Annotated in this window: 19 protein-coding genes; all 19 read left to right on the top strand. The window is 51.7% G+C overall.

The genetic code is table 11. The features are described 5' to 3' along the window. The first annotated feature begins 16 nt into the window (after positions 1-16). The 19 genes from AC4G46_RS19395 (at position 17) to infB (ending at position 21,502) form a co-directional block, all read left to right on the top strand. Positions 17-1,420: a flagellar assembly protein A gene (locus tag AC4G46_RS19395; protein ID WP_491124151.1), complete on the top strand. Its 1,404-nt coding sequence runs from the start codon at positions 17-19 to the stop codon at positions 1,418-1,420. A gap of 76 nt (positions 1,421-1,496) precedes the next feature. Further along, positions 1,497-1,808 (top strand): hypothetical protein, encoded by a 312-nt coding sequence (locus AC4G46_RS19390; protein WP_491124150.1) that lies wholly within the window; start codon positions 1,497-1,499, stop codon positions 1,806-1,808. Between the two features lie 35 nt (positions 1,809-1,843). Then, positions 1,844-2,407, top strand: a complete 564-nt coding sequence (locus AC4G46_RS19385) for a hypothetical protein (protein ID WP_491124149.1) — start codon at positions 1,844-1,846, stop codon at positions 2,405-2,407. Beyond that, positions 2,404-3,021: an endolytic transglycosylase MltG gene (locus AC4G46_RS19380; RefSeq protein ID WP_491124148.1), complete on the top strand. Its 618-nt coding sequence runs from the start codon at positions 2,404-2,406 to the stop codon at positions 3,019-3,021. Before AC4G46_RS19385 ends, AC4G46_RS19380 begins: the two co-directional genes overlap by 4 nt. Positions 3,022-3,220: 199 nt before the next feature. Continuing rightward, complete coding sequence (rpsB, locus tag AC4G46_RS19375) at positions 3,221-3,922, top strand: 30S ribosomal protein S2 (protein ID WP_039874217.1); 702 nt, start codon at positions 3,221-3,223, stop codon at positions 3,920-3,922. A 130-nt stretch (positions 3,923-4,052) separates the two neighbouring features. Then, a complete protein-coding gene (tsf, locus tag AC4G46_RS19370; RefSeq protein ID WP_068723975.1) occupies positions 4,053-4,703 on the top strand; it encodes a translation elongation factor Ts in 651 nt (216 codons plus the stop codon). 104 nt (positions 4,704-4,807) lie between these two features. Next, on the top strand, positions 4,808-5,536 hold the full coding sequence (gene pyrH / locus AC4G46_RS19365) for a UMP kinase (protein WP_090713502.1): 729 nt from the start codon (positions 4,808-4,810) through the stop codon (positions 5,534-5,536). Continuing rightward, positions 5,536-6,090 carry a ribosome recycling factor gene (frr, locus tag AC4G46_RS19360; protein ID WP_039874210.1) on the top strand — a complete coding sequence of 185 codons (555 nt, stop codon included), beginning with the start codon at positions 5,536-5,538 and terminating at the stop codon, positions 6,088-6,090. The genes pyrH and frr overlap by 1 nt, the downstream gene beginning before the upstream one ends. 79 nt (positions 6,091-6,169) lie before the next feature. After that, on the top strand, positions 6,170-6,943 hold the full coding sequence (uppS, locus tag AC4G46_RS19355) for an undecaprenyl pyrophosphate synthase (protein ID WP_491124147.1): 774 nt from the start codon (positions 6,170-6,172) through the stop codon (positions 6,941-6,943). A 23-nt stretch (positions 6,944-6,966) separates the two neighbouring features. Next, a complete protein-coding gene (locus AC4G46_RS19350; protein ID WP_491124146.1) occupies positions 6,967-7,767 on the top strand; it encodes a phosphatidate cytidylyltransferase in 801 nt (266 codons plus the stop codon). Positions 7,768-7,792: 25 nt separating this feature from the next. Then, on the top strand, positions 7,793-8,932 hold the full coding sequence (locus AC4G46_RS19345) for a 1-deoxy-D-xylulose-5-phosphate reductoisomerase (RefSeq protein WP_491124145.1): 1,140 nt from the start codon (positions 7,793-7,795) through the stop codon (positions 8,930-8,932). A gap of 156 nt (positions 8,933-9,088) precedes the next feature. Beyond that, positions 9,089-10,363 (top strand): RIP metalloprotease RseP, encoded by a 1,275-nt coding sequence (gene rseP / locus AC4G46_RS19340; RefSeq protein WP_491124144.1) that lies wholly within the window; start codon positions 9,089-9,091, stop codon positions 10,361-10,363. A gap of 105 nt (positions 10,364-10,468) precedes the next feature. Next, positions 10,469-11,917 carry a proline--tRNA ligase gene (gene proS, locus AC4G46_RS19335; protein ID WP_491124143.1) on the top strand — a complete coding sequence of 483 codons (1,449 nt, stop codon included), beginning with the start codon at positions 10,469-10,471 and terminating at the stop codon, positions 11,915-11,917. Between the two features lie 134 nt (positions 11,918-12,051). Continuing rightward, positions 12,052-16,386, top strand: coding sequence for a PolC-type DNA polymerase III (locus AC4G46_RS19330; RefSeq protein WP_491124142.1), 4,335 nt, complete (start codon positions 12,052-12,054; stop codon positions 16,384-16,386). A 245-nt stretch (positions 16,387-16,631) separates the two neighbouring features. After that, a complete protein-coding gene (gene rimP / locus AC4G46_RS19325; RefSeq protein WP_082707846.1) occupies positions 16,632-17,099 on the top strand; it encodes a ribosome maturation factor RimP in 468 nt (155 codons plus the stop codon). A gap of 26 nt (positions 17,100-17,125) precedes the next feature. Beyond that, a complete protein-coding gene (gene nusA / locus AC4G46_RS19320; RefSeq protein WP_090713509.1) occupies positions 17,126-18,223 on the top strand; it encodes a transcription termination factor NusA in 1,098 nt (365 codons plus the stop codon). A gap of 31 nt (positions 18,224-18,254) precedes the next feature. After that, complete coding sequence (gene rnpM / locus AC4G46_RS19315; protein WP_042177492.1) at positions 18,255-18,563, top strand: RNase P modulator RnpM; 309 nt, start codon at positions 18,255-18,257, stop codon at positions 18,561-18,563. Then, the gene (locus tag AC4G46_RS19310; protein ID WP_036724725.1) at positions 18,556-18,879 is read left to right on the top strand and encodes a YlxQ family RNA-binding protein; all 324 of its coding nucleotides are present in this window, start codon (positions 18,556-18,558) and stop codon (positions 18,877-18,879) included. The genes rnpM and AC4G46_RS19310 overlap by 8 nt, the downstream gene beginning before the upstream one ends. Beyond that, positions 18,872-21,502, top strand: a complete 2,631-nt coding sequence (gene infB / locus AC4G46_RS19305) for a translation initiation factor IF-2 (RefSeq protein ID WP_491124141.1) — start codon at positions 18,872-18,874, stop codon at positions 21,500-21,502. Before AC4G46_RS19310 ends, infB begins: the two co-directional genes overlap by 8 nt. Positions 21,503-21,507: the final 5 nt, after the last annotated feature.

The raw sequence follows: 21,507 nt of genomic DNA, 5'->3' as shown, positions 1-21,507 counted from the left end.
CAAGGGGGAGCAATAATTGATAGGTCATTATGCTTTGAATCAATGCGTAAGTATTTCGTTTTCGGAGGATAAAGGGATTGCCTACTTGGAGTTCTCTAAGAAAGATGAGAATTTTTCCTGCTCCGCCGAAGATCTGGAAGGCTTCCTTCACAGTCATGAGATTCGTTACGGTATTCAGCATGACATTGTAGGGCGGATCAGCAGCAACCCGGAAGAATATTTTTTCAGCAGAGTGCCAATCGCTATCGGGGAAGAACCGGTTCATGGCATTGACGGGCTGGTCGTTATGGCCATTGATCTTGACGAAGACCGCAAGCCGCTGGAAATGGAAGACGGCAAGGTGGATTACAAGGATCTGGTGCGGCTGAATAATGTTTTGAAGGGCCAGCTTATTTGTAAATCGATACCCCCTGTACCCGGCCAGAAGGGCCGAACCGTTACTGGAGAAGAGATTCCCTTTAAACCAGGCAAAGAAGCCCGGTTCAAAGTCGGTAAAAATGTGCTGCTAGATCAGAGTGAAACAGCATTGTATGCGGCTATAGATGGCCTGGTTACACTTACCGATAAGGGAAAGATTAATGTATTTCCGGTATATGAGGTTAACGGCGATGTGGATTACAGCACCGGCAATATTGATTTTGTTGGCACAGTGGTTATCCGCGGCAATGTGCTGACAGGATTCACTGTAAAATCCGCAGGCGATATCCGGGTAGTCGGCGGAGTTGAAGGCGCGGAGCTGACTGCAGGCGGATCCATAGAAATAACAGGCGGTATAATCGGGTACAACAAGGGTCTTGTCAGCGCCGGCAAAAATGTCAAAGTATCTTTTATTCAGGACGGCAACGTGGTTGCCGCTGAGGATGTCATTGTATCCCAAAGTATTATGCATTCCAATATCCGTGCAGGCCGGGATGTATTATGCAATGGCACCAAGGGTCTGATTGTTGGCGGAATTGTACAGGCCGGGGAAAAGGTGGTAGCCCGGACCATCGGGAATACGATGTCAACCGCAACAGCGGTTGAGGTCGGAGTCGTTCCGGAGCTGCGCAACGAGATCAATGAACTCCGCCAGGAGCTGCGGCAGCTGCTGGAGAACGAGGACAAGACGGATAAAGCGCTCTACCTGCTGAATCAGCTGGCTAACAACGGGCAGCTTTCTTCGGACAAGGTGGCGCTCCGTGTGAAGCTGAACGCTACCAAGCAGGCTCATATACGTGATGAGAGACGTATCAAAGAGCGTGTGCTGGAAATTGAAAAAATGCTCGAGGATACAACCAAAGCGAGGGTAGTGGTTGTAAAAACGGTTTACGGCGGTGCCAAAATCGTAATCGGCAGATATACGAGATTTGTGAAGGATCCGACGGAGCGGGTTGTTTTTTACTATAGTGATGGCGATATTACCTTGGCGCCGTATAATTAAACAGGCGGGCAGCTGAGGCGGCCGGCCATTGCTTTATGCTGAAAATCAACATTTTGTTTGTGAAAAGGGGATTGCCATGAGCCTGAAACCGGTTGAATTGCAAATTGCCCTGCCCCGGACAACGGATGCAGGGAAAGTGCAGAATGAGCTGCTTCACCGCCCTGTGCTCGATCAGCAGATGCTGGCCGGACAGAATGTGAAACATGCAGCAGAGCAGGCGCAGCGTACGAGCGGTGTTGATGAATCTTCAGAAACGAAGCTGCGGGGCGACGGGGAACGGGAAAACGATCAGGGCAATCGTTCATCGGGTCAGGGCCAGAAGAACAAGGATAACCCGCATGATGCAGAGCATCCGTATAAAGGGCGCAGAATTGATCTCAGTCTCTGAGCTTTTCAAAGATAATCGCAAAGGAGAACAAGCATTTGCAACCATGGGTATACATTGTGCTGGTAGGCGCTGTAGCTATTGTCTATGGCATGATCCTGCCGGCACGCCGGAAAGAAGAAGGGGCCGAGAAGCAAAGCCTTAAAGATACCGAGGCCGCCCTTGGGCTCTATATGGCAGACTTGGAACGCGAAAACGAAGAAATGCTGCAGCTCGTCAGCAGCATTAAGCAACAGTCCCAGAGCTCCAAAGCAGCTTTGCAGGAGGAGATAGCCGTACTCCGTGAGCAGGTTGCGGGTCTGGAGAAGACCACGATGCTGCTAGATGCACGTCTGACGGCAGAGGAAAAGGGGCTGCTTCAGCTGACTGCCTTCACTAAAGACAATGCATCAATGCAGCCGGCAGGCGATGCTTCCGGAGGTGCGGAGTCTGCTCCAGCACCCAAGCCGAAGCCGGTCAGCTCGATTAAGCTGCGCTATCCGCGGCTGTTTGAGCTGCATGAGCAGGGCAAATCCATCGACTCCATCGCCAAAACGGCCGGCCTGCAGCGTGGAGAAGTCCAGCTTATTCTTCAGCTGGCCAAGCAGGAGGAATCGGTATGATCAAGAACCGTTCGTTCATGTTCGGTCTCGGGACCGGTCTGATCGCAGGCGCGCTGCTTCTGCAGCTGATGCTCTCGGGAGGCGCAGCGCCGCTGACCCGGGAAGAGCTTGTCAGGCAGGCTGCGCTGCTGAACCTGACCGTTACGGATCCGGCTGCCGAGCCGCAGGCCACTGTTGAGCCGGACGCCACTGATCCTGCGGCTGAGGGGCAGACCGGCGCCGCAGCGACGCCAGGCGCTGCTACACCAGCGCCTACAGCTACTCCCGCAGCTACACCGGCCGCTGCGGTCCAGCCCAGTGCGGCTGCCGAGCCCAGCACGCCGGCCGCACCGTCCCAGCCGGCCCCGAGCAGCGGGACGGCTAAAGCACCGGCGGCTCCGGCCAGCCCGCAGGCTGCCGCAGCAGGTGTTATTGCCGTGCGGATTCCTGCCGGCAGCACGCTTACACAAACCGCACAACTGCTCGCTAACGCCGGAGTTATTACCGATCAGGCCGGATTTCTGGAGACAGCTATCGGCCGGAAGATTAATACCAAAATTCAATCCGGCAGCTACAATTTCATTAAAGGTGAGAGTGTAAACTCCATTATTGAAAAGCTGATAACCGTGAAATGACGCAGGATGTGCCATCAAATCACAAAACTTTCTGCGAATCGTTGCATCCCGTATTTTAATATGGTATAGTAATTGACGGTGTTAAAACACACGCCGGTTGATTTCGACAAGGGGTGCTTTCTTCTGAAGAAAGTCTTGTAGGAAAATGACACACGGCGGAGGAGACACACAATAAACCAAATCTAGGAGGTGTGTGAAGATGGCAGTAATCTCCATGAAACAGCTTCTCGAAGCTGGGGTACACTTCGGTCACCAGACTCGTCGCTGGAACCCTAAGATGGATCGTTATATCTTCACTGAAAGAAACGGAATTTACATTATTGATCTGCAAAAAACGGTTAAAAAAGTAGAGGAAGCTTACAACTTTGTTAAAAGTGTAGCTGCCGACAACGGCACAATCCTCTTCGTAGGAACCAAGAAACAAGCTCAAGATTCCGTTAAGGAAGAAGCTGAGCGTTCCGGTATGTTCTTCATCAACCAGCGTTGGCTGGGTGGTACCCTGACTAACTTCCAGACTATCCAGAAGCGTATTGACCGCCTGAAGAAGCTGGAAGCTTGGGAAGAAGACGGTACCTTCCAAGTTCTGCCTAAGAAAGAAGTTATCCTTCTCCGCAAAGAGAAAGATCGTCTTGAAAAATTCCTGGGCGGTATCAAGAACATGAAGGGCCTGCCAAGCGCGCTGTTCATCATCGATCCTCGTAAAGAGCGTATCGCTGTTGCAGAAGCCCGCAAGCTGGGTATTCCTATCGTAGCTATCGTAGATACTAACTGCGATCCGGACGAAATCGATTATGTAATTCCAGGTAACGATGACGCTATCCGCGCCGTTAAATTGTTGACTGGTAAAATGGCAGACGCTGTTGTAGAAGCTCACCAGGGCGAAGACACAACAACTGCTTAATAGTCAGCCGGAACATAAACAAGAACTTAAATGAAAAGGGTGGTTGGCAGGTGGATAACCTCTCACTGCCCTTTTTTTAGGATAAAGGCCTTGAATGGAATAAAACGACAATTACCTGGAGGGAATAACAATGGCAGTAGATGCAAAATCCGTAAAAGAACTTCGTGAAAGAACAGGCGCAGGTATGCTTGATTGCAAAAAGGCGCTTGAAGAAGCAAACGGCGACATCACCAAAGCCGCTGAACTGCTCCGCGAAAAAGGTCTTTCCGCAGCAGCTAACAAAGCTGGACGTATCGCTACTGAAGGTACTGTAGAATCCTACATCCACGCTGGCGGACGTATCGGCGTACTGGTAGAAATCAACTGTGAAACTGACTTCGTCGGCAAAACAGATTCCTTCAAAGAATTCGCACGCGATATTGCAATGCAGATTGCTGCAGCTAGCCCGCAGTACGTACGCCGTGAAGAAGTTCCGGCTGAAGCTGTTGAGAAGGAAAAAGAAATCCTGAAAGCTCAGGCACTGAACGAAGGCAAACCAGAGAAAATCGTTGAAAAAATGGTTGAAGGCCGCATCAGCAAGTTCTACGAAGAGTACTGCCTGCTTGAGCAGCCATTCGTTAAAGACCCAGACAAAACAATCGCTCAGCTGCTGAATGAAAAAATCAGCACAATTGGCGAAAACATCTCCATCCGCCGCTTCGTTCGTTACGAGCTGGGTGAAGGTCTTGAGAAAAAAGTCGACAACTTTGTTGACGAAGTAATGGCACAAGTTAAACAATAATAAGCTGCATTACAGCATCCTTGAATTGAATAAAGGCAAGCATCAAAAGAACGGAACACGTACAGCTAGTGTTCCGTCTTTTGTAAGAAAGTGAGGGTATACAATTGGGACAGCCGGTATTTAAGAGAGTCGTTCTTAAGGTTAGTGGAGAGTCATTGGCAGGACAAAACGGATATGGCATTGATGCAGAGACAATTAATTCCATTGCTGAGCAGGTTAAGGAAGTGGTTGAACTTGGTGTTCAAGTAGCCATTGTCTGCGGAGGCGGCAACATCTGGCGCGGCATCGCCGGCAGTGCAAGCGGCATCGACCGTGCAACAGCTGATTACATGGGAATGCTCGCTACAGTTATGAACTCGCTTGCCCTGCAGGATGCACTGGAGCAGATTGACGTTCCGACACGGGTGCAGACCTCTATTTCCATGCAGCAGATTGCCGAGCCGTATATCCGCCGCCGGGCCATCCGCCATCTGGAGAAGGGCCGTGTGGTTATTTTTGCGGCCGGAACGGGTAACCCGTTCTTCTCGACCGATACAACCGCGGCGCTTAGAGCAGCTGAGATTGAAGCAGAAGTTATTCTAATGGCGAAGAATAAAGTAGACGGTGTCTACTCTGCGGATCCGTTCAAAGATCCGACAGCCGAGAAATTTGAGCAGCTTACCTATATGGATGTGCTGAACAAAAACCTTGGCGTTATGGATTCCACCGCTTCCTCTCTGTGCATGGATAATAATATACCGCTCATTGTGTTTGCTATTACAGAGCAAGGCAATATCAAACGTGTCGTTCTTGGTGAAAGAATCGGAACGATTGTTAAAGGGAGTGTAGATTAATGCCACAGACGGTTAAGAAAAATGCCGAAGAACGTATGGAAAAAGCGATTGCTTCCCTGAAACGTGACCTGGCAACCCTGCGTGCGGGACGCGCATCTACAGCGCTCCTGGACCGGATCCAGGTTGAATATTACGGTGCACCAACACCGGTTAACCAGCTGGCCAACATCAGCACCCCGGATTCCCGGACTTTGCTGATCCAGCCATGGGACAGATCATCGGTAGCGGATATTGAACGGGCGATTATGAAGTCGGATCTGGGCCTTACGCCTGCTAATGACGGTACAATCATCCGTCTCAGCATTCCGCCCCTTACGGAAGAGCGCCGTACAGAGCTGGTGAAATTCACCAAGAAATTTGGTGAAGAAGCAAAGGTGGCAATCCGCAACATCCGCCGCGATGCCAACGATGACATCAAAAAGATGGAGAAAAACGGCATTTCGGAAGATGAGTCACGCGGGCACCAGGAAGATATTCAGAAATCAACGGATAAGTTCATAGCTGAAGTCGATAAGGTGCTCTTGTCCAAAGAAAAAGAGATTATGGAAGTATAATGATAATCAAGAGACCTCAAGGCCCCTCCGCATATGGTGGGGTTTGTCTCTTTCTGATAAGAGCTTGGAGGAAACGGAAATGATCAAACGGATTCAAGCATGGCTTAGCCGTAATGACAGGCAGGAAGAACAGCCCGCTGAGATCTCACCTGACAATATTCCCCGGCATATAGCGATTATTATGGACGGCAACGGACGCTGGGCGAAACGGCGCGGCTTGCCGCGCATTGTCGGTCACCAGAACGGGATGAAGGCCGTAAAACGTGCTACCATTGCTGCTAATGATCTGGGAGTAGAGTTCCTGACAATGTACGCTTTTTCTACGGAAAACTGGAAGCGGCCCAAGGATGAAGTCGACTTTCTGATGAAGCTGCCTGTGGAATTCCTTGCCCTTGAACTGGATGAACTGATTGAAAAAAACGTACAGGTTCGTGTGATGGGAGACAGTGAAGCCCTGCCTTCCCATACCCGCAAAGCGATGGAAGAGGCTGTTGAGCGGACCAAGCACAATACCGGACTTATCTTGAATTTCGCGCTGAATTACGGCGGACGCAAAGAGCTGGAAGACTGTATGCGGGACCTCGGCAAGGACATCAAGGCCGGCCGGCTGTCTCCCGAGGAGATCACTTCCGAGCTGATTGACAGCAGACTGCTGTCTGGCGGCTTACCTGATCCGGATCTGCTGATCCGTACGAGCGGAGAGATGCGGCTGAGCAATTTTATGCTTTGGCAAGTTGCGTACAGTGAGTTTTGGTTTACGGATGCCTACTGGCCTGAGTTTGACAAGACGCATTTGATGCAGGCTGTGGCAGAATATCAGCGCCGTACACGCCGTTATGGCGGATTGAAGTAGCCTGTGATGGGAGATGGGAACCTTTGAAGCAACGACTCATTACCGGAATTGTGGCCGGAGCGCTTTTTCTGGGGCTTTGTGCTATCGGGGGCTGGTCCTATCAGCTCCTGCTGACTGCCATGGCACTCGTCGGATTATATGAATTTGTCAAAATGACACGGCTCTCTCCGTTAAGCGGCACTGCCCTGCTTGGCTACGCTTCGATTGTCTGCTTCATGATCCCCTGGGGATTGCTGGATGTTTCCGCATGGTTGACCTGGGAACAGGGAGTATGGCTATTATTGCTGGTATTCCTGCTGGTTACGGTATTCAGCAAAAATAAACATGACATTCGGCTCACCGCACTTTTGTTTACCGGAATTGTATACATAGGGATGGGCTTTTCCTATATGGGCACCACCCGGGCGGCCGGCGACGGCCATGGCCTGTTCTGGACGCTGCTGCTGCTGTGCTGCATTTGGGGCAGTGATGCCGGAGCCTACTTTGTCGGAAGAAGCTTTGGCAAAAACAAGCTCTGGCCGGCGATCAGCCCCAACAAAACAGTGGAGGGTGCGCTTGGCGGTGTAGCTATTTCTGTAATCATTTCGGCATTATTCGCATTATTTGCTCCTGATCTGCTGACTATCGGACGGGCCCTCCTGATTGGTCTGTCTGCTGCTGTTCTCGGTCAGCTTGGAGATCTGGTACAGTCTGCCTATAAACGGGTGTACGGTATTAAGGATTCAGGCTCGCTGCTGCCTGGTCATGGAGGGATTCTTGACCGCTGCGACAGCTGGATTATCGTATTTCCTTTCGTACATATCGTAATGCTTATGCCTTACTAACAAACGACAGGGAGAAGATCCAACAGTGAAAAGAATAAGTATACTCGGCTCTACCGGTTCAATCGGCACACAGACACTGGATGTGGTTGCCATGCATCCCGATCAGTTTATTGTGGACGGCTTGGCTGCAGGGAGCAATACGGGTCTTCTGCTCGAGCAGGTCCGCCGCTTTAAGCCGCGCCGTGTATCGGTCTCTTCGAAGCAGCATGCTGAGGAGATCCGCTCCAGCCTGCCTGACGGAGTTGAACTTTTTTACGGTAATGAGGGTCTCGTGGAAATTGCTGCGGGCGGGGAGGCGGAGACGGTTGTAACCGCTCTGGTTGGCAGTGTGGGCCTTCAGTCTACACTTGCAGCTATTGAAGCCGGCCGCCATATCGGACTGGCTAACAAAGAAACGCTCGTCACAGCCGGCCATCTGGTGACAGAACTCGCTGACCGCAAGGGAGTGAAGATCCTGCCGGTGGACAGTGAGCACTCTGCCATTTTTCAGTGCCTGAACGGGGAAAACCGTGCGGACATTGCCAGTATCACTGTCACAGCATCCGGTGGTTCATTCCGGGATTACACGCGTGATCAGCTTGTAAATGTTACTGTAGAAGATGCGCTTCGTCATCCGAACTGGAGCATGGGAGCTAAAATTACCATTGACTCGGCCACGATGGTCAACAAGGGCCTTGAGGTTATTGAAGCACACTGGCTATTCAACCTGCCTTATGAAAAAATTAATGTACTACTGCATCCGGAGAGCATTATTCACTCCTATGTAGAGTTTTGTGACAGCAGCATCATTGCACAGTTGGGCAGCCCGGATATGCGCGTCCCGATCCAGTATGCCCTGACTTATCCAAACCGCTGGCCTTCACCGGCCTCCAGGCTGTCGCTGGCTGAAATCGGCCGCCTGACCTTCCGGGAGATGGATTTTGTCCGGTACCCGCTGCTGAAGCTGGCAATCGAATGCGGCAAAGCAGGAGGAACTGCGACAACTGCCTATAATGCAGCCAATGAGGTTGCAGTTGCCCGGTTCCTGCGCCGTGAAATTCCATTTTTACGCATAGAGGAAATTATTGAAGAAGTGCTGCAGCGGCATGAAAATGCCGGCAATCCGAATCTGCAGCAGATTGAGCAATGTGATGCTGTAACCCGGGAAATTGCCGCTAAGCTATAACCGTGTTGAAACGGTTTAAAGGCTGATGCGGGCGGGGAATTTACGTTACCCTGTAAAAATAGGCTGAGACTGTTGATTCTCTTGTGCCGGGCCTTGGAATAATGATAAATTAAGAGGACATACTTCGGTCTTACACCTAAAGGGGGAATGTTACGGATGGAAATGGTAAGGGTCGTTTTTTTGACGGTGCTTATGTTTTTTGTTCTGGTGACTGTCCATGAATGGGGACATTATTTTTTCGCCAAACGCGCCGGTATTCTTGTACGCGAATTTGCTATCGGTTTCGGCCCGAAACTGTTTTCTTATAGACGCGGTGAAACCCAGTTCACGCTCCGTCTGCTGCCTTTCGGCGGTTACGCGCGGATGGCCGGGGAGGATCCCGAAATTGTTGAGATCGGCCAGGGGCAGATGATCGCGGTCAGGCTCGGGCAGGACAACAAGGTTAAGAACATCTACCTAGACTCGCTGGATACCCGCAGAAATGTAATCCGCGGGGAAGCGCAGTTTACAGACCTGGAGGATGAGCTGAAGATCCGCCTTGATGTAGACGGTGAGGTCACTACCTATGATGTGCATCCGCAGGCCATGATGATCAAAGGCGGCCAGCAGACCCAAATCGCGCCTAAAGACCGCCAATTCGGCAGCAAAACCGTCGGGCAGCGCGCTTTGGCTATCGTAGCCGGACCAGTAATGAACTTTATTCTGGCTTTTGTCCTGTTTGCGCTGCATCTGCAGCTCGCAGGCATACCAATCGAAAATCCTACTGTGGTCAGAATCGGTGATATCAGTGCAGGGATGCCTGCGGAAGAAGCCGGATTAAAGGTAGGGGATATCGTAGTCTCAGTCAACGGCGAGCAAATCGGCGGGGACTATATGAAGATGATCGAGCTGACCTCGGCATCCAAAGGCAAAGAGATGGATTGGGTGCTGCAGCGCGGCAGTGAAACCTACGAAGTTACGATGATTCCCCGGACTATGGAAGGGGAAGAAGGCGGCAAAGTAGGGATAACCCGGGATGTGGAGACACGCAAGGCCGGATTCGGTGAGACGATCAGCAAATCGGGTACAGCGATAGTAAGCACAACCGAACTGATATTCACCGGATTTAAGCGGCTGATCAACAACTTCAATATGGATGAGGTCTCAGGGCCTGTAGGCACCTTCCAGATGACCGGACAGATTGCTATGCAGGGCATAGATTATCTCACCTACTGGGCGGCAATTCTCAGCCTGTACCTTGGGATCTTTAACCTGCTGCCGATTCCGGCACTTGACGGAAGCCGTCTGGTATTCCTCGGGGTTGAAGCGCTTCGCGGCAAGCCGGTCGATCCGAACCGTGAGGGTATGGTCCATTTTGTAGGCTTCGCCCTGCTGTTCCTGGTCATGATTGCTGTAACCTATAATGATATTTTGCGCCTGATTACAGGCTGATTTTCGATCTAACCCAAGCTGATTTATGGCGGACCCGCAAATGGCGGCCGGATGGCTCCGCAGCCAAGCTCTATTTTGCCGGGCAATTTAGGAGGATTTCAAGACATGGCTAAAGATAAGCAGTTCGTTACGGAAATAACGCCGCAGAGCGAGGATTTCTCGCGCTGGTATATCGATGTAATCAAAAAAGCGGATCTGATGGATTATTCGCCGGTCCGCGGCTGTATCGTGTTCAAACCGGAGGGCTATGAAATCTGGGAGCATATCCAGGAGGAGATGAACCGCCGCCTGAAGGCTACCGGTCACCGCAACGCCTATTTCCCGGTGTTCATTCCGGAGAGCTTTTTCCAGAAGGAAAAGGATCATATCGAGGGCTTCAATCCCGAGCTGCCTTGGGTAACAGAGGCCGGGGGTGATGTGCTGGAGGAACGTCTGGCGGTCCGCCCGACCTCAGAAACCATGTTCGGACACATGTATTCCAAATGGATACAGTCGTACCGCGACCTGCCAGTGCTGATTAACCAGTGGGCGAACGTGGTACGCTGGGAAAAACGCACCCTGCCGTTTATCCGGACCACAGAGTTCCTGTGGCAGGAAGGCCATACAGCGCATGAGAACGAAGCCGAAGCTCGGGAAGAAACGATGCGGATGCTGGATAACTACCGTGATTTTGCGGAGAGCTTTCTGGCGATTCCGGTTGTTACCGGCCAGAAGACGCCTTCGGAGCGTTTTGCCGGTGCAGTGGATACTTACTCCATTGAAGCGATGATGAAGGATGGACGGGCTGTTCAGGCTGCCACCTCCCATTATCTCGGAACCAAGTTTGCAGAAGCGTTTGAAATTCAATATCTGAGCCGCGAGAACTCGCTGGAGTATGTACACACTACCTCCTGGGGATCGACAACCCGCCTGATCGGCTCGCTGATCATGGTTCACGGGGATGACCGCGGACTGGCGCTGCCGCCTAAGGTTGCTCCGACGCAGGTTATTATGATTCCAATCGGACCGCCTAAGACCCGTGAAGCGGTAATTGGCCGGACGGACGAGCTGTTCAAGCAGCTGAAGGATGCGGGAGTGCGTGTGCGTGTAGACGACCGGGCCGATCTGACTCCGGGCTGGAAGTTCAACGAATACGAAATGCGCGGTGTACCTGTTCGTCTTGAGCTGGGCCCGCGTGATATGGAAAACGGCGTTTGCGTGCTTGTGTCCCGGATTACTGGCGAAAAGAAAGTCATCCAGCAGGATAATCTGGTGGAAGAAGTGCAAGCCATGCTGGAGCAGGTGCACAACGAGATGTTTGAGCGTGCGCTGAAATTCCGTGAAGACCACTTCTATTCCGTGGATAGCCTGGAAGAGATGAAAGCCTCGATGGAGGAGAAGCGCGGCTTTGCCCTGGCAGGCTGGTGCGGAACTGAAGAGTGCGAAGATAAAGTCAAAGAAGAAACGGGAGCGGGCAGCCGCAATATTCCGTTTAATCCGGCAGAGCAGAAGACTACCTGCATCTGCTGCGGCAAGCCTGCCAAGCATACGGTTGTTTTTGCCAAAGCTTATTAAACAACAATCGATTATAATAGACAGTATCTGAATGCAGCTTCTGGCGAGAGGAGTCGGCGGGCCGAAAGAACCCAACACTTTGTCGACCCGGAAGCTTTTTACAATTTATCCTTGTGTAAGTGGGTGGGGGAAGCGTGGAACAGAACGCGGAGAGAAGAAAAAGGTTCGAGCTTCTGATGAAGCAGGGGGAAATTCCGCCTGCGCTGATTGATTCCTATTTTATGGACGGACAGATTGAGCGGGTAGAGATCAGCCGGGGCAATAAGGACTGGCATATTGTCATCGCCAAGGATAGTCTCGTCCCGGCACAGGCGTACCGGACCTTTTGTTTGAGAATGCGTGAGAAGCTGCAGCATATCGCCAAAGTCAGCTTCCTGTTTTTATATGATGAAGAAAAGGTTGGCAGACAGGAGCTTGTACAGGAGTACTGGGGGCTGTTCATTGAGTGGGTGCAGCGGGAGATCCCGTCGGTTAACGGCTGGCTGACCCGGTCTGCACAGGAGCTGCAGGACAGTACGCTTGTCCTTAGCCTGAATGACAAGATGTCACTGGAGCTTGCCCGCAAAAAGGGAATCGAAGCCGCCATTATTAAATTTTATGATAAATATTTCGGATTTCCGCTGAAAGTAAAGCTGCAGATTGCCGAGAATGAAACCAGTAAAGCGGATGCTTATGAGGAATTCCAGCAGAAGCTGCAGCAGGAGCAGCGTGAACTCGTGGAAATGATGATGATGACCAGCAGCGAACCGGAGGAGCCTGAGGAAGAAGTTGATCCGAATGAAGTGATCAAGCTCCAGGTTGGCTATGAAATCAAGGAGCAGGCAACACCGATTCTGCAAATCCAGGATGAAGAGAAGAAGATTACAATTCAAGGGACGATTTTTGGACTGGAGAGCAAGGAGCTGCGCAACGGTAATACGCTGTTTACCTTCTTCATAACAGATTTTACGGATTCCCTGCAAATGAAAATGTTTGCCAAGACCAAAGAAGATCTGAAAATTATGAGCCAGCTGGCCAACGGCAAGTGGGTTAGAGCGCGCGGTAAGGTCGAGTACGACCGGTTCATGCAGATCCCTGAGCTGGTAATGATCCCGTCGGACCTGTCCGAGGTAAACGCACCGCCGGCCCGCAAAGATAATGCCAAGCAAAAACGGGTTGAATTCCACCTGCACACGACCATGAGCACAATGGATGCCGTTACGCCGATCGGCGAGTACATCAAAACTGCCGCCAAATGGGGCCATCCGGCCATTGCAGTTTCCGATCACGGTAACGTGCAGAGTTTTCCGGAAGCCAACCATGCTGTCCATAAGCATAAAATTAAAATGCTATACGGTGTGGAAGCCAATGTTGTCAACGATGCGGTTAATATAGTGGAAAATGCACAGCCGATGGATCTCAAAACAGCTACCTATGTCGTATTCGATATCGAGACCACCGGTTTATCCATCACACGCAATAATATTACCGAGCTTGCTGCCATCAAAATGTGTGAAGGCAAGGAGATCGGCCGTTATACAACATTCGTTAATCCGCACGAAAAAATCCCTTACCATATCCAGCAGCTGACTAACATTACTGACGAAATGGTTAAGGATGCCCCGGATTTGGAACCGGTACTGAAGGAATTTGTCGAGTTCATAGGCGATGCTGTTCTGGTTGCCCATAATGCGCGGTTTGATATGGGCTTCATTCAGGCCTCACTGCTGAAGCTGGGCCAGCCGCAGCTGCCAAATCCGTCACTGGATACGCTGGAGCTGGCGCGGCTGCTGTTTCCGAGCATGAAGAACCATCGTTTGAACACACTTGCAGATAAATATAAAGTGCTGCTGGAAAGCCATCACCGGGCGGTTGATGATACCATAGCGCTCGGCGGCATTCTGACCGGCCTTCTGAATGATGCCGAGAAGCTGAAGAATCTGACCCGGCTGGAGCGGCTGAACGACTATGTAGGTAATGATCTGTCGAATGTCCGTCCATTCCACTGCGGAATCTATGCTCTTAATCCTACCGGCAAAAAGAACCTGTATAAGCTGATCTCCATGAGCCATACAGAGTACTTCAAGCGTGTGCCGTGTATCCCGAAATCGAAGCTTGAGCAGCACCGCGACGGGCTGATCGTGATTTCCGGCTGTGAGCGCGGGGAATTTTTTGAGACCGTGCTTAACAAAACGGTTGAGGAAGCGATGGAGGTTGCCCAGTTCTATGATGTTTTGGAGATTCAGCCGCTGACGATGTATATGCATCTCGTGGATAAAGGATTTGTGGCAACGGCTGAGGATTTAAGGGATGTTGTACGCAAAATCTGTGAAATCGGCGAACAGATGAACAAGCCGGTCATTGCCACGGGCAATGTTCATTATCTGGAGCCGCGTCAAAAGCTGTTCCGTGACATCACGATCCACGGAATTACCGGATTCAGTCCTCTGAAGGATCAGGTCAAGCCGGATGCCCATTTCCGGACAACGGATGAAATGCTGGCGGAGTTCGAATTCCTGGGTGCGGAAAAAGCGATGGAGGTGGTTGTCACCAACACCGTAGCGCTTGCCGACCGGTTTGAGGAATATGATCTGTTCCCCAGTGAGCTCTTTACGCCGAATATTGAAGGGGCGGACGATGAAATCCGCAGTACCTGCTATAACACAGCCAAGTCCATTTACGGTGAGGATCTCCCGGAAGTGGTGGTGGCCCGTCTGGAAAAAGAGCTGGCGCCGATTATCAAATACGGCTTCTCGGCCAACTATCTGATCTCGGAGCGGCTTGTTAAAAAGTCGAACCAGGACGGCTATCTGGTCGGCTCCCGTGGATCGGTCGGCTCATCGGTAGTGGCGACTTTCCTGGGAATTTCGGAGGTTAATCCTCTACCGGCCCATTATATTTGCCTGAATCCGGAATGCAAGCACAATGAATGGTTCCTGGACGGCAGCATACCAAGCGGCTTTGACCTTCCGGATAAAGCCTGCCCGGACTGCGGCGGCAGGCTAAAGGGAGAGGGGCAGGATATTCCGTTTGAGACCTTCCTTGGCTTCAAAGGGGACAAGGTTCCCGATATCGACCTTAACTTCTCCGGAGAGTACCAGCCCAATGCCCATAACTTTACCAAAACGATGTTCGGCCCGGATAACGTATTTCGTGCCGGAACGATTGGTACGGTAGCGGAGAAGACAGCCTTCGGCTTTACCAAGAAATATGAGGAGCATCACCAGAAGCGCTGGCGGGGGGCCGAGCTTAACCGTCTGGCTGCCGGCTGCACAGGCGTTAAACGCAGCACCGGACAACATCCCGGCGGTATCGTCGTTCTGCCGGATTATATGGAGATCGAGGATATTACACCAGTCCAGTTCCCAGCGGATGATGTGACAGCCGAGTGGAAAACGACCCATTTCGATTATCATGCCTTTGACGCCAACCTGCTGAAGCTTGATATTCTGGGCCATGATGATCCGACCATGATGCGTATGCTTCAGGATCTGACCGGCGTCGATCCGACGACCATTCCGATGAACGACCCGAAGGTTATGAGCATGTTTAACTCTACCGAGGCGTTAGGTGTGCGGCCCGAACAGATCCGCACCCCTGTGGCCACCTACGGTGTACCGGAAATGGGAACCAAATTCGTGCGCCAGATGCTGATCGAATCGAAGCCGTCCAGCTTTGCCGACTTGCTGCAGATATCAGGACTGTCCCATGGTACCGGCGTATGGCTGGGCAACGCGCAGGAACTGATCAAAAACAACACCTGCAACATTAAGACTGTAATCGGCTGTCGTGACGATATCATGCTCTATCTGATCTATAAGGCGGGTATGGATGCCAGCCTGGCCTTTAAAATTACGGAAAGCGTGCGTAAAGGGAAAGGGCTGCCTCCCGAATGGATTGAAGAGATGAAGAAATGCAAAGTGCCGCAATGGTACATTGATTCCTGTCTGAAGATCCAGTACATGTTCCCTAAGGCGCATGCCGCTGCGTATGTAATCTCTGCAGTGCGGACCGCCTACTTCAAGCTGTATCATCCGATTGAATATTATGCGACCTACTTCTCCGTACGTGCGGCTGACTTTGATATCGAGCTCTGCTGCCAGGGCTATGAAGCGATCAACCGCCAGATCGGCGAGATCGAAGGCAAGGGCTTCCAGGCCCTGCCTAAGGAAAAAGCGATGCTGCCGGTGCTCGAGATGGCACTGGAGATGACGGCGCGCGGGTTCACCTTCAAGAACATCGATCTGTACCGTTCCGATGCGAACCGCTTTACTGTTGACGGCACCAGCCTGATTCCGCCGTTCTCCGCGCTTGCGGGAATCGGTGAGAATGCGGCCATCAATATTGCTGCCGCCAAGGATGCCGGTGAGTTCCTGTCAATTGAGGATTTCCAGCAGAAATCCAAAGCAAGTAAGACGGTTATCGAGCTGCTGACCGGTATGGGCTGCTTCCGCGGACTTCCGGAGAGCAACCAGCTTTCACTGTTCTAAAATACCCCGCAAAGTGAAGCGACGGCTCCGAAGAATCACCTGGTACTATGCGGGGAACCCCGGAATATCAGCCGGGTAAAGCCTTGCCGTACAGGCAGTCAAGGGCTGGTACTTGTCAGTGCAGATGCACTATGGTATAATTTTTCTTGGTAATAATGAGATAAGTCCGTTGTGTAAAGAGTGGGGAAACCCACTCTTTATCTTTGGTATATAGCAAAAGACAAGTTCGTGGAGGTAATTTTCTTTTGAGCACATCCAAATCCAAAATCAAACAAACGGTAGAGCAGATGCTCGGGTCCTATCTTGAGGACAATGGTTTCGAACTGGTGGACGTTGAATACGTGAAGGAAGGTTCCAACTGGTTTTTGCGCATATTCGTGGATAAAGAAGGCGGCATCGACATCGATGACTGCGGCATGATCAGCGAATATTTCAGCTCAAAGCTGGATGAGAATGATCCGATCCCCGAGGCCTATTTCCTGGAGGTTTCCTCTCCGGGAGCTGAACGCCCGCTCAAAAAAGCAGCGGATGTAGCCAAAGCGGTAGGCAAGGACGTATATGTAACGGTTTATGAGCCGATTCAGGGCCTTAAGGAATTCGAGGGCCGTTTGGTCTCGTTCGAGAATGAGGAACTGCTCATCTCCGCGGGCAAAAAAGAACATGTTGTGCCGTATGCCAAAGTCGCCAGCGCGAGATTGGCCATTATTTTTTAACGTTTTGAAAGGGGGACCGGAATTTCATGAGTATGGATTTTATTGAAGCTATGAATGAACTGGAAAGGGAGAAAGGCATCAGCAAGGATGTGCTGTTTGAAGCCATCGAAGCTGCGCTGATCTCCAGCTATAAACGCAACTTCAATGCGGCGCAGAACGTGCGTGTGGATATGAACCGTAACACAGGCGTTATTAAAGTGTTTGCGCGCAAGATGGTAGTCGAGGAGGTTCTCGACGCCAGAACTGAAATTTCCTTGCCTGCCGCAAGAGAAATCAACCCGCATTTCCAGCTGGAAGATGTCGCCGAGCTTGAAGTAACACCGCGCGATTTCGGACGCATTGCCGCGCAGACTGCGAAGCAGGTCGTAACCCAGCGTATCCGCGAAGCGGAGCGCGGACTTATCTATAATGCTTTTATTGATAAGGAAGATGATATTGTTACCGGTCTTGTCCAGCGCCAGGATATGCGCAACATCTACGTCGATCTCGGCAAAATCGAAGCTGTGCTTCCGCTCAGCGAGCTGATGCCTGGTGAGAAGTTCAAGCAGAGCGAGCGGATCAAAGCATATATCACTAAGGTGGAGAACACGACCAAGGGGCCGCAGATTATGCTGTCACGCAGCCACCCCGGCTTGCTTAAGCGTCTGTTCGAGCTGGAAGTGCCTGAGATTTTTGACGGAGTCGTTGAGATTCGTTCCGTTGCCCGCGAAGCAGGCTTCCGCTCCAAGATTGCCGTCTATTCGCGCAATGAAGAGGTTGATCCGGTCGGTTCCTGCGTAGGCCCTAGAGGTACGCGTGTCCAGACTATCGTGACAGAGCTGCGCGGTGAGAAGATCGACATCGTGCGTTATTCTGACGCGGTACAGGAATATGTGGCCAATGCGCTTAGCCCGTCCAAGGTGCTTGAAGTTCAAGTCTTTGAAGCTGAGAAAATGGCCCGCGTTATCGTGCCTGACTATCAGCTGTCGCTGGCTATCGGCATCAAGGGCCAGAACGCCCGTCTTGCCGCCAAGCTAACCGGCTGGAAGATTGATATCAAGAGCGAGACGCAAGCGGAGCAGGAGTATGGCAGACCGAAAACGTTTAGCGATGAAATGCATCAGGATTCCGTCTCCATCGATTAATTTGGCTGTTGACTGACGGGGGGCGATTAGAATGAAGCAAAAGAAGGTTCCGCTGCGCAAATGTGTTGCCAGCCAGGAAATGATGCCCAAGAAAGAGCTGATCCGCGTAGTCCGCACACCGGACGGCGAAGTGATGATCGATCTGACCGGGAAGAAATCAGGGCGCGGGGCTTACATCTGCGGTAAACTGGAATGCTTTAAACTGGCACAAAAAAACAAAGCGCTTGACCGTGCACTAAAGTGTCAGGTGAGTCCTGAAATCTATGCCCAGCTGGCCAGGGATTTTGCATCCGTAGAGGAAGAATTTCTAGCAGCAAAGGATAGTGAGGACAATGAGTAAAACCCTTTCTTATTTAGGGCTTGCGATGAGAGCAGGCAAGATTGTCACCGGAGACGAGGCTGTACTCAAGGCAGTGCGGTCTTCAGAGGCGAAGCTGGTCGTCCTGGCAGGTGACGCTTCAGATAATACCCAAAAAAAGTTTCGCGATAAGTGCGGAACCTACGATATTCCACTAGTAATCGCATTTCACCGGGATGAACTCGGTGCAAGTATTGGTAAGGACCAGCGAGTTGTGCTGGCCGTTACGGATAAAGGATTCGCGGAAATGATCTCCAGAACGCTTGGAGATACTGTCGGAGGTGGAGTTATTGACTAAAGAAGACAATAAGGATAAACTGCGCGTGTATGAATACGCGAAATCTCTGAATATGAGCAGTAAAGAAATTATTACAATTCTGAAGCGTTTGAATGTTCCTGTGAATAATCATATGAGTGTGATGGAGGACGGCTCCGTAAACAAAGTGGAGCAGTTCTTTAAGGATATCAAGTCAAACGCTGCAGCCAAGCGGGACACCGGCACCAGCAGCCGTCCGGCAGGAGCCGGTACGGTAACAGCCGAACCCCAAAGTGCTCAGAATGCCAACAAAAATCAACCGGAAAAGCAGGTAGGTATGAACAGTAACCAAAACAACAACCAATCGACAACGTCGTCCAGGCCCCAAAGCGGACAAGATTCCCGCAGAACCAACTCAGGCTCCACTCAAAACTCCCGCCCGCAAGGCAACCGTCCGCAAGGCAGCTCCACTGGCGGTAACCGTCCGCAGGGCAGCTCCACTGGCGGTAACCGTCCACAGGGCGGCTCGACTGGCGGTAATCGTCCGCAAGGCAGCACCGCTGGCGGTAACCGTCCGCAGGGCAGCAACGGCGGTGGCAACCGTCCACAAGGCGGCAGCGCAGGCAGCCGTCCGCAAGGACAAGGCGGCGGTGCTCCGCGTACCGGCGACCGTCCGCAGAGCAGTGCTCCGCGCACAGACAGCCGTCCGCAAGGACAAGGCGGCGGTGATTTCTCCCGCGGCGGAGACAGAGGTCCGAAGAAGAATACTTCCGGCGGCAGACCGAACAACAACGGCGGCCAGAAGCGTTTTGAAGACGGTAAAGGCGGCGGTAATTTCCGTAACAACCGCGGCGGTAAGAATGGCCGCGGCGGCAGAAACCAGCCGGTCGTACACCGTGAAAAGATTGACAACACACCGAAGAAGATTATCGTCCGCGGTAATATGACTGTCGGTGAAACAGCCAAGCTGCTCCATAAGGATGCTTCCGAAGTCATCAAGAAGCTGATCCTGATGGGTGTTATGGCAACTATTAACCAGGAGCTTGATATCGACACTATCCTGCTCTTGTCCGGAGAATTCGGCGTAGAAGTAGAAGTGAAGATTCCTGTCGATGAAGACAGCTTCGAAACAGTGGAAGAGAACGATTCCGATGAGGATCTGCAGAGCCGTCCGCCGGTTGTTACGATCATGGGTCACGTTGACCACGGTAAAACAACATTGCTGGATGCGATCCGTTCGACTAACGTAACCGGCGGCGAAGCCGGCGGAATTACCCAGCACATCGGTGCGTATCAGGTCGAAATCAACCACAAGAAAATCACGTTCCTGGATACTCCGGGTCACGAAGCGTTTACCGCCATGCGTGCCCGTGGTGCTCAAGTAACAGATATGACCATTATCGTTGTAGCTGCCGATGACGGTGTAATGCCGCAGACGGTAGAAGCAATCAACCACGCGAAGGCTGCAGGACTTCCGATCATTGTTGCAGTTAACAAGATCGATAAGCCGGGTGCAGACCCAGACCGTGTTAAGCAGGAGCTTACCAACTATGAGCTGGTACCGGAAGAGTGGGGCGGAGACACCATCTTCGTTAACCTGTCCGCCAAACAGCGCATTAACCTGGAAGAGCTGCTGGAAATGATCCTGCTCGTGGCTGAAGTCAACGAGTACAAAGCGAACCCTGACAAGCGGGCACGCGGTACCGTTATAGAAGCTGAGCTTGACAAAAACCGCGGACCGGTTGCCCGTATTCTCGTGCAAAACGGTACGCTGAAGGTCGGAGACGCTTTTGTAGCAGGTAACTGCTTCGGACGTGTCCGTGCCATGGTGAATGACAAGGGACGCAAAATCAAGGAAGCGGGACCTTCCACTCCAGTGGAAATTACCGGTCTGACCGAAGTGCCGCAGGCGGGCGATCCGTTCATGGCCTTCGAAGATGAGCGCAAAGCCCGTGCAATTGCCGACAGACGTTCCATAACCCAGCGCCAGTCCGAGCTGAACACGAATACCCGTGTAACACTGGATGACCTGTTCAAGCACATCAAGGACGGCGAGATCAAAGACCTGAACGTAATCATCAAGGCTGACGTGCAGGGTTCGGTAGAGGCGCTCAAGGGCTCCCTGGCGAAGATCGAGGTTGAAGGCGTGCGCGTGAAGATTATTCACAGCGGTGCCGGCGCCATTACAGAATCCGACATTACACTGGCGGCAGCATCCAATGCCATCGTAATCGGCTTCAACGTCCGTCCGGACGCACAGACCAAAGCTGCTGCAGAGCAGGAGAAGGTTGATGTGCGCCTGCATAACATCATTTATAACGTAATTGAAGAAATCGAAAGTGCCATGAAGGGCATGCTCGATCCGGTCTTCAAAGAAAATATCATCGGTCATGCCGAAGTGCGCAACGTCTTCAAAATCAGCAAAGTGGGCAGTGTTGCAGGCTGTATGGTTACAGACGGCAAAATCACCCGCAATGCCGAAATGCGCCTGATCCGCGGCGGAATTGTCGTGTTCGAAGGCAAGATCGATACCTTGAAGCGCTTCAAGGATGATGCAAAAGAAGTGGCGCAGGGTTATGAATGCGGCATAACTTTGGAACGCTATAATGACCTCCAAGAGGGGGACATTATCGAAGCGTTCATCATGGAAAAGGTAGAGCGCTAAGCGAA

Source organism: Paenibacillus sp. fava2 (genome assembly GCF_058313675.1).
This window is presented reverse-complemented; position numbering and strand designations above follow the sequence as displayed.